At 40.4% G+C, this 12,799-nt stretch carries 13 protein-coding genes and 1 pseudogene; 7 read left to right on the forward strand and 7 right to left on the reverse strand.

Going from position 1 to position 12,799, the window contains the following annotated elements:
* Positions 1 to 85: 85 nt before the first annotated feature.
* Both ASU31_RS22030 and ASU31_RS22035 read left to right on the forward strand, forming a co-directional pair.
* Positions 86 to 1,108, forward strand: a complete 1,023-nt coding sequence (locus tag ASU31_RS22030; protein WP_057934419.1) for a sensor histidine kinase — start codon at positions 86 to 88, stop codon at positions 1,106 to 1,108.
* On the forward strand, positions 1,105 to 1,821 hold the full coding sequence (locus ASU31_RS22035) for a LytR/AlgR family response regulator transcription factor (protein ID WP_057934420.1): 717 nt from the start codon (positions 1,105 to 1,107) through the stop codon (positions 1,819 to 1,821). Before ASU31_RS22030 ends, ASU31_RS22035 begins: the two co-directional genes overlap by 4 nt.
* Before the next feature lie 242 nt (positions 1,822 to 2,063).
* On the opposite strand, the gene ASU31_RS22040 is transcribed toward ASU31_RS22035, so the two are convergent.
* A complete protein-coding gene (locus ASU31_RS22040; RefSeq protein WP_057934421.1) occupies positions 2,064 to 3,893 on the reverse strand; it encodes an ABC transporter ATP-binding protein in 1,830 nt (609 codons plus the stop codon).
* Positions 3,894 to 4,232: 339 nt separating this feature from the next.
* Between ASU31_RS22040 and ASU31_RS22045 the strand changes: the two genes are divergently transcribed.
* Together ASU31_RS22045 and ASU31_RS22050 are read left to right on the forward strand one after the other, a co-directional pair.
* On the forward strand, positions 4,233 to 4,916 hold the full coding sequence (locus ASU31_RS22045) for a hypothetical protein (RefSeq protein ID WP_057934422.1): 684 nt from the start codon (positions 4,233 to 4,235) through the stop codon (positions 4,914 to 4,916).
* Between the two features lie 32 nt (positions 4,917 to 4,948).
* Complete coding sequence (locus tag ASU31_RS22050; protein ID WP_157258197.1) at positions 4,949 to 5,650, forward strand: SpaA isopeptide-forming pilin-related protein; 702 nt, start codon at positions 4,949 to 4,951, stop codon at positions 5,648 to 5,650.
* Positions 5,651 to 5,786: 136 nt separating this feature from the next.
* Here the strand turns inward: ASU31_RS22050 and ASU31_RS22055 are convergent, their stop codons facing one another.
* From ASU31_RS22055 to ASU31_RS22065, 4 genes and pseudogenes are all read right to left on the reverse strand, one after another.
* Complete coding sequence (locus tag ASU31_RS22055) at positions 5,787 to 6,194, reverse strand: VOC family protein (RefSeq protein WP_057934424.1); 408 nt, start codon at positions 6,192 to 6,194, stop codon at positions 5,787 to 5,789.
* A 945-nt stretch (positions 6,195 to 7,139) separates the two neighbouring features.
* The gene (locus ASU31_RS22060; protein WP_157258199.1) at positions 7,140 to 8,582 is read right to left on the reverse strand and encodes a ligand-binding sensor domain-containing protein; all 1,443 of its coding nucleotides are present in this window, start codon (positions 8,580 to 8,582) and stop codon (positions 7,140 to 7,142) included.
* A 30-nt stretch (positions 8,583 to 8,612) separates the two neighbouring features.
* Positions 8,613 to 8,693: pseudogene (locus ASU31_RS28135) on the reverse strand (DUF1963 domain-containing protein); the annotation flags it as partial.
* A 161-nt stretch (positions 8,694 to 8,854) separates the two neighbouring features.
* Complete coding sequence (locus ASU31_RS22065; RefSeq protein WP_057934426.1) at positions 8,855 to 9,205, reverse strand: cupin domain-containing protein; 351 nt, start codon at positions 9,203 to 9,205, stop codon at positions 8,855 to 8,857.
* 218 nt (positions 9,206 to 9,423) lie between these two features.
* Between ASU31_RS22065 and ASU31_RS22070 the strand changes: the two genes are divergently transcribed.
* On the forward strand, positions 9,424 to 9,876 hold the full coding sequence (locus tag ASU31_RS22070) for a VOC family protein (RefSeq protein WP_057934427.1): 453 nt from the start codon (positions 9,424 to 9,426) through the stop codon (positions 9,874 to 9,876).
* Positions 9,877 to 9,929: 53 nt separating this feature from the next.
* On the opposite strand, the gene ASU31_RS22075 is transcribed toward ASU31_RS22070, so the two are convergent.
* The gene (locus ASU31_RS22075; RefSeq protein ID WP_057934428.1) at positions 9,930 to 10,286 is read right to left on the reverse strand and encodes a VOC family protein; all 357 of its coding nucleotides are present in this window, start codon (positions 10,284 to 10,286) and stop codon (positions 9,930 to 9,932) included.
* 132 nt (positions 10,287 to 10,418) lie between these two features.
* On the reverse strand, positions 10,419 to 11,165 hold the full coding sequence (locus ASU31_RS22080) for an SDR family oxidoreductase (RefSeq protein ID WP_057934429.1): 747 nt from the start codon (positions 11,163 to 11,165) through the stop codon (positions 10,419 to 10,421).
* 82 nt (positions 11,166 to 11,247) lie between these two features.
* Here ASU31_RS22080 and ASU31_RS22085 point away from each other — a divergent pair, with 82 nt between their 5' ends.
* Together ASU31_RS22085 and ASU31_RS22090 are read left to right on the forward strand one after the other, a co-directional pair.
* Entirely contained in the window at positions 11,248 to 11,631 is a 384-nt protein-coding gene (locus ASU31_RS22085) for a winged helix-turn-helix transcriptional regulator (protein WP_057934430.1), read from the forward strand.
* A gap of 211 nt (positions 11,632 to 11,842) precedes the next feature.
* Positions 11,843 to 12,715, forward strand: coding sequence for an alpha/beta hydrolase (locus ASU31_RS22090; protein WP_057934446.1), 873 nt, complete (start codon positions 11,843 to 11,845; stop codon positions 12,713 to 12,715).
* Positions 12,716 to 12,799 lie beyond the last annotated feature (84 nt).

Below are 12,799 nucleotides of genomic sequence, written 5' to 3' on the forward strand. Positions count from 1 at the left end.
TTTCAACAAATACATTCGTTGAAAAAATACCATCATCCGTTGAAATGCATTGATGTTCAGCACTACTCTTGGTATATTTGAAATCATGGTAAAATTTTTTAAGTGGCAAATAACACTCAGCCAGCTTCAATGGATTGGTTGGACCATCATCACCCTGCTTATGTTTTGTTCCTACTTGCAGGAAGAGGACATTATATGGTCGTCTGTATTTACAGTGTCCAATATATTTTCAACGGTGCTGATTATTTACGGCAATGCCTATTGGCTCTTCCCCAGGCTTTATAAACCGGGAAAGAAACTGTTTTACTGGCAATTAGTAGTACTCTTGTTATTGGTTATCACCATAGCAAGAGTTGAATTTAGGATATGTATGCAGTCTGTCTTTTTCCCAAAAGAGGGTGAAGAAAGCAATCGTATTCAATTATACATTGGTAGCGGTGTTTCAAATATCATAAGGTTTTTTTTTAGTTTTATATTTCGCTTCGCAATTGACTATTTCACAGTACGCAGAGAGCAGGAGCGATTAAAGCAACATACAACCGAAATGGAATTGAACCTGCTGAAAGCACAAGTGCAACCACATTTTCTGTTTAATACACTTAATAATATTTACTATGTAGCACACAAGGAATCACCGGAAACCGCCGCACTGTTGGAAAAATTGTCAAACATTATGCGCTATTTTGTAGATGAAGCACCAAAAAAAGAAGTGCTGCTGGCTACAGAAATTCAATTTATCAGTGACTATATTGATTTGGAAAAAATGCGGATTCGACACCCACTGAAATTAGACTTTCAGGTAAAAGGAGATGTAAAGCTGGTAAAGGTTTCCCCTATGTTGATCATGCCTTTTGTAGAAAATGTATTCAAGCATGGCATTGATAAGCGCAGGACAGACAACATACTTGTTTTAAATATAGAACGATGTGCCGATTCTTTATCGGTAAAAGTGTGTAACCATATTGTTTCATCAAAGCTGCAAAAACAGACAGGTGGTGGCTTGCAGAACCTGCGTAATAGGCTGCAACTGTTATATGCAGACAGCTTTGACCTAAGGATTACCGAAAAAGAAGATTATTTTATAGTTCATTTAAATATACCCTTGTGAATATAATAACCTGTCTTATTGTTGACGATGAACCCAATGCGGTAAAACTATTGGAAGACCACATTAACAAGATACCATTTTTGCAGTTGAAGCAGAAATGCTTTGATGCCTTTGAGGTAACAGAATATTTTGAGAAAGCGCACGCCGACCTAATATTTATGGATATTGAAATGCCCCAAATGTCCGGGATGGAGCTGGCCACGGTACTGCCGAAAAACCAACCAATCATTTTTACTACGGCATATTCTTCTTATGCGCTCGAGGGATATGAATTTAACGGACTGGATTATCTGCTAAAACCCATTACCTTCAAGCGCTTTGCCCAGGCAGTTTCTAAAGCCCAAGACTACTTTTCTTTGCTAAAGCAGCCTGTAAACTTTAAAGAAAATGATATTTTGCCCGACTATATATTCGTTAAGTCGGGCAAACAAGTTATAAAAATCAATTACGATTCAATCCTATATTTTGAAGCTAATAAAGAATATGTAAATATCGTTGCTAAAGAGGGGCAATCATTAATATTTAAGCGCATGAAGCAACTCGAAACACAATTACCATCTAATTTTATACGCATACATAACTCTTATATTGTAAACATAAACCAAATACAAAAAATTGTCGACAATCACGTCTTTATCGATAAAGCAAAACTGCCTGCAAGTGCTGGATATAGAGAACAGCTATTAAAGATTATTGATCAGAAATTGCTATAATCAATATAGCAACTTAATATCGATCCTATTGATATTTTACCTGTTTCGAAAAAGCAAGTATAATAATTAGGATTTCACATGTATTTCATTTGCCTATGCTTTGCTTTTGGGCAGTTAAGGGCTTATTAGGTTGGGTAAAAGTTTTAAATCTTCTATAAAGTGGTTCGGGTTTTGTACCAACAGGTTCACCAAATGGGAAAGAGTGGAGAAATCGAATTCTTTCCCATTTTTGTTTCTAACCTTTACGACTGCACCTCAAACTGCAAGCCGCTCAAATACCTGTACAAACCCTGTTCACTGCTGATGAGTTCCTTATGGGTGCCCGATTCGATAATCTGTCCCTTTTCCATCACCAGGATCCTGTCCGCTTCACGAATGGTAGATAAACGGTGCGCGATGATGATTGAGGTGCGGCCGCTCATTAATTCTTCCAGGGCTTCTTGTACCAAACGTTCTGATTCAGAGTCGAGCGAAGAAGTGGCTTCGTCGAGAATTAATATAGACGGGTTCTTTAATATAGCCCGGGCAATGGCAATGCGCTGACGCTGTCCGCCTGAGAGTTTTACGCCTCGCTCTCCAACTATGGTTTCGTAACTTTCAGGAAATGTGCTGATAAAATCATGTGCATTTGCCCGTTTAGCGGCCTGTATAATTTCTGCCTTGGTAGCCGTTAACTTGCCATAAGCAATGTTTTCCAATATCGTTCCGCCAAATAACATTACATCCTGCGGAACAATTGCGATCTGGTTCCTGATATCTGTAAGCGAATAGGCAGCAGCTGGTTTGCCATCAAAAAGTATTTCACCGCTTTGCGGATGGTAAAATTGCAGTATCAATCCTGCTGTGGTCGATTTGCCCGAGCCACTCGGACCTACTATGGCTATTTTTTGTCCGGCTTTGGCCTCAAAAGAGATATGGTTTAATACGGCTACTTCCGGCCGTGAAGGATAGGCAAAACTGACATGGTTAAAAGCGAGATTCCCCACTATTTTTTGGCTCGTCACCTGATCCTTTTCGTTTATGGAAACAGCTTCGCCCTGCTCGCCCAATATTTCCAGTACCCTTTCGCTGGCCCCTACAGCCTTTTGCAGGTTGGCAAAAAGTTCGGGAAAACTTCCCAGCGAACTGCCGAGGAACATTGCGTATAATGAAAACTTTAAAAGTTCGCCAAAGGTTATTTCATGGTGACTGACCAGCACACAGCCATAGCCGATTACTGCCAGTACCCCACCAAAAACGCACAGCACAATAAAGGATACAAACATGCCCCTGAACTTTGCGCCCTTAATGGCAATATCTGCTACCTCGCGAATGGTGTTCCGGTAACGCGTAGCCTCGAATGCCTCATTTACGAATGCTTTTACATTGGCAATACCCGATAAGGTTTCTTCCACTATACTGTTTGATTCTGCCATTTTATCCTGTGCCTGGCGCGAAATCTTTTTGATGAAACGGCCAAACAGCACCGCAAATACAATCATCACGGGTAAGACCAAAAGCAGGGCAAAAACCAGCTTTTTCGATATAATGGCCATAAAAACGATACCGCCTACAAACAGCACAAGCTGCCGCAACAGCTCCGCAATGGTGGTGGTTAAAGTGTCTTGAACTTGTGAAAGGTCGGCAGAGATCCTGCTGTTCAGTTCGCCTACCCTGCGGTTCGAGAAGAAATTCATAGGCAGGGTGATCAACTTGAAGTAGGTGTCGCGCCTGATGTCGGCCAGGGAGCGTTCTGCTACATTAACAAACCATAATATTCTGAAATAAGACACTACCGCCTGCAATGCCAATACGGCAAATGCTAACATTAAAATGCCCTGTATGGTGCCTGGCAGGTAACTGTTGGTGTGCTTGCCCTGTGCCGTATCAATTAAGGCACCGATAAAAGAAGGAAAGGCCAGCCCGACCAAACTGGATAAAAATAGAAAAAACAACGCAGCAATAAATTTACCACGATAGGGTTTTAAATAAGTAAGCAAGCGGGCAATGTTGCCCAAACTTTCTCTTGTTATTTTTGCTTTTGCTAATTCAACGCCCGGTGCATTTCCGCTGTTTAACTGTTTTCTTGCCATTATTTTTATGTTGATCTTTGGGATATATTTCCTCTTTAATGCCTATTGTAACACCAAACAGGATTGTGATAGTGAAGACGGATCAACATCAATAATACTTTAAATATCTTGAGCTATTTAAGCAGGTTGGTCTGGTCGTTTACGCTGGTGATGGAAAATACTTAAGTTTGCGATCCAGTTTTTTCAACTTACATCAGGATATAGCGGCATTTCATCCTGATGCAATTTTATAACTCCACTGATTATCAAATCGGTATTTATTTTGTCTTTTAACTGAGTAAAAATATTCAATAAGTGCTCAACTATTATTCTATATTTGCGCCCAAAATAAATATGTATATGAAATCAAAATTAACACTCTTAATTCTTCTTGTGGCAGTTTTTATCTCCTGCAAAAAAACCACCAATGTTGATGTTAAACTTTCTACCAGCGGAAAACTTACTTATAAGTTAACTGACGATGCCGGAAAAGGATTGGCAAATGTGAAAGTATCTTTATTTGACCGCACTGATACTTACTATTCAAATACCAACATCCTGTTAGAAACCCGTTTAACCGATCCGAGCGGTTTGGCCGACTTTGGAGACCTTAATCCAAGCAATTATCTGCTTGTGGCGGATTCTGCAAAGGTTAATAATGTAGCTTATATAGTTCAGGAGTATGTTCAGGTGCTTACTGGTGCAGTTAAAGCGAAAGAAACAAAAGTGACAGATTATTCCGGAACATTTGCATTAACAGTAAGATCTTACAATAATAATCAACCTTTAAAAAATATAGGCGTGATTATGGTTCCGTCGAATAAATTCAATTACTCGTCAACTACAGCTACCAATTTAAAAGTTGCCGATTTTACGGGCGTGACCAACGATGCCGGTTTGATCACTTTCAAAATTCCTTCAAACAAGCAATACGCAGTATACCTCTATAATACGGTTACTAATGCCTCTTACAATTATAATAATAGCGTTTCGGTACAAAAAGATGCTACGGTTAACTATTTAATGAATATCTATCAACCATAGTCTGATCGTAACCGAGCTTATTTTATAATCATATGAAATGTAAAATCATGGTCCTGTTCGGGCTGTTTATTTTAGCACTCTCCTGTAAAAAGATTACCAATGTTAATTTAGTTGATGGCGTAAATTCAGGCAAATTAAGTTATAAACTTGTGGATGATGCAGGGAAAGGCCTGGCTGGGACTAAAGTTTCGTTATACGATGCGAAGGTCGTTTTAAACACGAGTTACCCAAGTGCCAATGCTTTGATAGCTACCATAAGGACTGATCAGGACGGCGTAGCTTATTTTTCTGACCTATTGCCTAAAAACTACCTGGTTATTTGTGATACTGCCATTGTTAACAAAGCGAGATACCGTACTGACGAATTTGTTCAGGTGGTTGCGGATACAGATAAAAAAAAGAGCGTTAAAGTTTCTGCATTCTCCGGTACTTTAAACCTCACATTGATATCCACCAGCGATTACAGATCTCCATTAAAAAATGTGGGCGTGGTAGCTTACCCGGTTAACGATATTAAACTTAATTCGGGTAATGTTTCAGATGTGATTAATTCCTCGTCTCTTAAAGGGGTGACGGATGCAAGCGGATTGGTATCACTAAAATTGCCTTCGAATATTCCTTTCGACTTTATTGTATATAACCTGACAAACCGCAATCTTGGTTATGGATATGGTAATTATAGTGTTGCAAAAGATACTAAAAGTAACATGACGCTTTATTCATATCCATTTTAAAAGAATATAATTCAGGTCAGAAATTATTTATAGGAAAAAACCAAGGGGCTGTTCGAAAATGATCGGGCAGCCCCTTTTTTTATTTCTTTCCCGGAACATTTCAGTCAACCTCTACCTAATCCGCTATCATATCAGGTTAACTACCGTTAAACTTCTCTATAGCTTCGGGCGTTACCGGAGTAAAAAGGTTCACCAGGTTGCCATCAGGATCTCTTAATAATAAAGATTGATTGCCCCAGGGCATTACGGTCGGTTCTTGTACGATGGCACCTTTTAAGGAGGCAGCGAGCTGATCGAAAAGTTGCTGTACATCATCAACCCGGAATTCGATAATCACACTGCGGTTCTGTGCAGGCTGTGCCACTTGGTTGCCACCAAAAAACTGTAAAGTACGGGTGCTGCCAATGGCTAAAGTTGCGGTTTTGGTTTTCAGTTCGGCGAAATCGGGCGTGTACCGGGTGGCGGTTAAACCTGTTACCTGTTCGTAGAAATGGATAAGTGCCTCTACCTGATCGGTAATAATGCGTGTTGATATTAAATTCATTGCTAATTGTTTTAATGATGCAGCGAAGTTATTGGGGGCTTATGACAACAGTTTGTCAGGGCTGATGATTTTTTTCTTTTTCCTGTAAATATTCCTGATGGTTAAGCTGATGCGGAGCAAACTTAAAATCGGCTGCATTAGCCGCTTCCATCCTATTTAAACGGAATATGCTATAATCATTTCTTAAGCGGCAAAAGGTTCAATCAACCTTTCCGAACTTTGATCCTGCCTTCTGCCCTATACTTGATGCAAAGTACTTTAAAACCGGTGAGCGCATTTTGAACGATCAGGGCTGCTCCGACACAGCTATACACCAACAATACCTTAAAATAACCTTCTTTTTACCTTTCATTTAGCTATTGTTAACCTCCCAACCTAAAGCGAATTAAATCTTTGACCTACCTGATCTAAACTAGAGCTACAACTCAACCGAAGCAAGTGCAAAGCAGTATGCAAGCAGGTACCACGCAAGCCTGGCCGGAAAGCGGCCTAAACGTGGGGTAAATACGGCGTGAAGGTGGACTTTGGAATATTTTTTTTTGGGATTTTTAATCGGATCGATTGATTTGGGTTATCATCCCTTTTGATTAACCTAATATACTAAAATTATGGTTGTCCGAAATGGATTTATCAAATTAAGGGGCAAACGGGATCTTGTTTTTTACAAACACGGAATTAAGGTCATTGTAAGAAAGGAGAATTTGTAACAGGCCGATCATAAACGTTTAGTATTTGTATAAATAAAAAGCCAATGCGGTTAATAAAATATCCTGATATTAATGTTCAAACATTTTAGACAGTTCAGCTTCCAGCCTCACCTGATCTGAAGCCGAAGAAACCAATATCGGATAGGCCCCATGTGTTACAGCTTTGTATCCACAGAATAAAGGATCAGGCGGAAAAGTTAGGAGATATCCTTCAAACATAATGAGGTAACTGTGTCTCTTATTTTAATGTTGTTTTGATTATTCCGGCAAAGGTTGCTGCCCAGATTGCACCCACCCGATCCTTTGTGATCCGTTCGATATTGACACTGGGAACATTAGAATTTTCAGTGGTATAGATTTCGGTCTTTTTCCTCGCTATGTCGTATCTAATGATGCCTATGTTGTTCTGACTGAGCCATAAGATATTTTTTTCTTCATCCAAAAAGAAATCATTGATGCTGTTTCCGGCAAACATTGTTGGGGCATCGCTCCATATACGCTGCCATTTTTCGTCGGGAGAAAGTATATACATTCCCGCTCCTGCTCCTTTTTCATTATAGAGCGAAAACCAGAGATTGCCTTTTTTATCTTCCCACATCTTGGAAATGTAAGCCTTTGATAGTGGTGACGAGTCATCGTTTAAGGCAGTGGTCTTACCTTTTTCAATAACAACGTTGCCCTCAAAAGTACCGATCCATGTACGGTCTTTGCTATCCACAAACACACCCAGAACCCTATCAGATGGCAACTTCGAGTTCTTTTTGTTCATCACACTCCATTTGCTGCCGTCAAACCTGGCTACCCCATCCCAAGAGGTGAAAAGAATATTCCCCTTAGGGTCGACTACGATCTTTCTTGCCCAGTTAATGGGTGAGTTCAGCGAATCGAATTTGGCCCAAACACGGTTATCATAGCGGTAAACATCATAGCCGATCACAAACCACTTACTATCCTTTTGATCAACCGCCATGTCCCGGACCGACTCCGTCTGACCTTTATTGTACTGCGTAGCAGAAATAATGGTATTTCCAGAATTAAAGTGCTGCCATTTGCCTTCTGATATTTTTACAATTCCGTTATCGGTTCCGATCCAGATATTGCCCTTTAAATCAGCTGCCACGGCCCTGCTCATATCCCAGGGCAGTTCGGAGTTGCCCTGTGTAAATACTTTCCAGCCCTCACTAAGCGCTGCCCGTTCACTTCCCTTCCGGTCGGGAGTACCGGTGGCTTTCATATTGGATTGGTTAGTAAAGTTAAATGTCATGCGTTTAGCTCTGAATTTCCCATCTACAAATTCCATGATGAGCGATACCGAGCTGTTTTCCTTTTTCGTGCCATCTATTGCAGGTGTCCAGTTTTCAGTAGCATTGACCGATTGCCTGATGCGGAGTTCGGCCGAACCCATGTTGGTTTTGTTATCGATGCTTAACAGGCAGGGCTTGCCTTCCTGATCGACCAGGATTTGCATTTCCAGCGTACCTTTGAGCGTTAAAAGGTTTTTTTCGCCGATACCACGCAGAATATTCTGGAAGACTGTCTTTGGTGGCTGCGCCTGTGGATTTCCGCAATCCAGGCAGAATTCGGATAGTTTGCAGTCTTCAAACTTTTCAGGGTAAAGGCTCTGTGCGTTCAGAAGGATTGAAAACAGGCTCAAGGCAATAACTAAGAGTGTCTTTTTCACGATAATTTTATTGTTTGTTTTATTCTAAGTTTAATAGCATTGGATTATACTCCAGGTTTTCTCAAACCGTTTTGCTGCAAGATCCGTTTCTTTGATCCAGAAATACAGTCTGCCGCTGTCTCCTCACATATAATCGTTTTTTTCATTGCTATCGATCTGTAGCAACAGCCGTATTACATAAAAATAGATTATGGAAGATATACTATTCGTTTGATTACTCAAAATTATTTGCTGGTATGTTTATCAGGATGGCATAAACCAAAATACAATGATCAACTTGCCTCGCATCTAACCGTTTCCATTTCAGCAAGTTCGAAGGTAAGGTTCACCGAACGTTCATCAAGCGGTCTGGTACAGTGTTTAACCATTGCAGGAATGGTGAATAGCTGTCCAGGTTTCAGCTCCACCGTACGGTCCTCAAGATCAATTAATAAAGTGCCTTCAATGCCCATAAAGGTTTCATCACTATTTGGATGGTAGTGCCAGTAAAAGGGCTCAGTCATTACCCCAACCCTTACAACATGGTCGTTAAAGAGGGAAAGTGGAATATTTTTGTAGTTGCTTACGCCAGCGGTTTCCTGCTCGATATCAATCACGCTAAGATGAGGTATAGTTCTGGTCATTTTTCTATTTTAAGCTTAAAATTACATATTTCCTAATTCAAACCATATTAATAGGTGATTACATCTTTAGTACCAGACTCATCACTGACTGAAAGATAGATGGACACCAGGTACGCATGATGAATATCATACCCGCTGTTCCGATCTGTACAATTTATTCTATAAAACGTCGGTTAACTTTGTGAAATTCCTTAATTTTAAATTATAACCAAATCCTTATGGAACAGAACCAATTGATCAGAATGGATAATATGGGCATTGTTGTGGCATCCCTTGACAATGCAATCTCTTTTTTCACAGAAATCGGACTGAAACTTGAAGGCCGGGCAACAATCGAGGGAGAATGGGCAGGTAAGGTTACAGGGTTGGGTAACCAGCACGTGGAAGTTGCTATGATGGTTACCCCCGATGGCCATAGCCGCCTTGAAATTTCACAGTTTCTTGCTCCGGTTACCATTTCAGACCACCGCGAAGCACCTGTTAATTCCCTTGGCTACCTGCGTGTAATGTTTACGGTTTCAGATATAGACGAGTTGTTGCCAAGACTGCAAAAACACGGCGCCACACTTGTTGGTGAAGTTGTTCAATATGAAGACGTTTACAAACTCTGCTACATCAGGGGATCAGAAGGCCTTCTGATCGGGGTTGCGCAGGAACTTCACAAAAAATAATGAAATTGATAACCCGTGGCCTCTTTTAAAAGGATAGGGTATCGTGCCCATCCTTATAAAGACCACACGGCAAGCTCATAACCATCCGGATCAAGGAACTGAAACCGGCGCCCGCCAGGGAAAGCAAAGATTTCTTTTGAGATCACGCCGCCTGCACGAATCACATTTGTTCTTGTCCCTTCTAAATCCTGTGAGTAAAGTACAACCAGGATGCTTCCTTTCGACGGCGCTCCAATGGTAAAACCTCCATCCACAAAATCCCCTTCAAAAGCGGTATATTCAGGCCCGTAATCGGTAAAAACCCATCCAAAAGCCGATGTATAAAATGTTTTGACCCTTTCAAGGTCGCGGGAAAGAAATTCAAGGTACTGCACCTGCTGATGCTTTAACTTCTGCGGAGTATTGCTCATAAATATTTTTGCTTGATCAGCAAAAATACCTATAAATGGGCTTGCCTCCCAAAAAATTATTGTTTTGGTTTCAAGATGTTTTCCTAGTTACTGGTACAGACAGCCTTCGCCTGTACCTTTAACCATTTCGTCTTAGGCTTTCAGGCTCATGCCCCCGTCCATTACGATTTCTGCCCCTGTAATATAAGTGGCAGCATCACCACAAAAGAAAGTAACCATTTTGGCCACGTCCTCAGATTTTCCGATTTTGCCGAGCGGAATACGGCCGATCAGCCACTGGTTAATACCTGCTAACTGTTCTCCGCTCAATCCTATTTTGTTCATGATTTCTGTAGCGATAGGGCCTGGACTCACACTGTTCACCCGGATCTGGCGCGGTGCAAGCTCTACAGCTGCAATACGCATCACCGAGTTCAGTGCTGCTTTGCTTGAAGAGTAAATCGAGCTGTTTGCCCCGTCCATGTGTGCGGTATTCGAAGAAAGGAATACCACAGAACCACCATCATTCAGCAATGGGATAAATTTGCTCAAAGTAAAGTAGGCACCTTTAAAATTAACACCAAAAATGTTATCAAAACTTTTTTCAGTCGCATCCGCAATGCTGCTCTGCTCCACTACACCCGCATTGATAAACAGGATGTCAATTTTACCAAAGATTGTTCCTACCTCACTCGCCAACCCTTCAATTGCGGTAATCTGACTCTGATCTGCCACCAATCCTATCACACCAAGGTCTGAAGCAGCCTTTTCAACGGCATCTTTTCTTCTTCCGGTAATAATCACCTCTGCACCCAGTGCTTTTAATTCTTTTGCAGTGGCATAACCGATGCCGCTATTTCCGCCGGTTATCAGCGCTTTTTTTCCTGTTAAATTGTTCATGATAAAAAAATAAATTTTATACCTCCAAAAATATGGTTGTATTGGTATACTTTTGTAGTCAGTATAACAGAGTATACCAGTTATGGAAACAGAAAAAACAATCCAGATTGCAGCAGAGGTGCTGTCCAATCCACGCAACCAAAAAGAAGAGGTACAGGCTTTACAGGATACGCTTTATGTGCTCGGGGGCAAATGGAAACTGCCGATCATCAATTCCATCTGTAACGGAAATAAAAGATTCCGGGATATTGAAAGAAGCATTCCGGGAATTACCACGCGGATGCTGAGTAAGGAATTAAAGGAAATGACGGCAAACCAACTGATCAAAAGAACAGTGATAGATGATACTCCTGTAAGTATTGAATATACTTCCACTGAATACTGCCAGTCTTTTGGTGGTATCATCCTGGAAATGATCAGGTGGGGCAAAAGCCACAGGCAACGCTTGAAGGGAACTGCTGATTAGCTCAATGGCTAACAATTTTTATCGATACAAAGTTCCATGATCTTAAAAGAACGAGACTAACCAAATCTATCTTTGTGTTAGCCAAATTGACTTAGAGAAAATATCTTATTGAGATCAATTTTATCGGGCCGAATGAAAATTGTATTTTTCAAAAAAAAACGGCAGATAAATTAAGCACAGCTTAATGCGCCAAACACCCTATAAGAAACATATGAATAAAACATTTTTAACTTTTCTTTTAACTTTTTTTACGGCAGTAGTTTTTGGACAAAAAAACAGGCCAAATGAAACCGATAAAAGCAAACCCTTTGTTTTGGGGCGAATAGAAGAAATCCAATCAAAAGCGCTTGCGGAAAAGAGAACTTTGAATATATACCTTCCTGAAGGCTATAACCAAAACGATACCACAAAATATCCGGTAATTTATCTGCTTGATGGTTCTGCAGATGAAGATTTCATCCATATTGTAGGACTTGTGCAGTTTAACAGTTTCGAATGGGTAAATCAGTTACCTAAATCAATTGTGGTGGGCATTGCCACTGTAGATCGTAAACGGGATTTTACTTTCCCTACCACAATCGGGGGCGACAAGAAAAGATATCCTACAACAGGCCATTCGGATAAATTTATTTCGTTCATTGAAAAAGAGCTTCAACCCTATATTCAGGCAAAATATAAAACGGATGCGAACAAAACCCTTATTGGCCAATCTTTAGGCGGTTTGCTGGCCACTGAAATCCTGATTAAAAGACCTGCACTTTTTAATAAATACATTATCATTAGTCCCAGTTTATGGTGGGATAATGCTTCGTTGTTGAATCAGGATTCCGAAATAAAGGAAAATACGTTTAAGCAACAAACGGATGTTTACATTGGTGTAGGTAAAGAAGGCCTTACGCCAACTGAAATACCCAGGGTGATGGAAGTGGATGCAAATTTATTGACCGAAAAAATAAAAGGTTTCAAGAACAAAAACGTAAAAGTATATTTTGATTTTTTACCACAGGAGAACCATGCAACGATTATGCATCAGGCGGTATCCAATTCTTTTAAATTTCTATACCCGGCAGCGAAAAAAGAATAGGGTTTAAAAAAAATATCCAACACTTGTGGATACAAAACCGATATACAAAACGATGCTACTAAAACGTTAAAATTAAGGTTTTTG

Source organism: Pedobacter ginsenosidimutans (assembly GCF_001442625.1).
GTDB lineage: Bacteria > Bacteroidota > Bacteroidia > Sphingobacteriales > Sphingobacteriaceae > Pedobacter > Pedobacter ginsenosidimutans.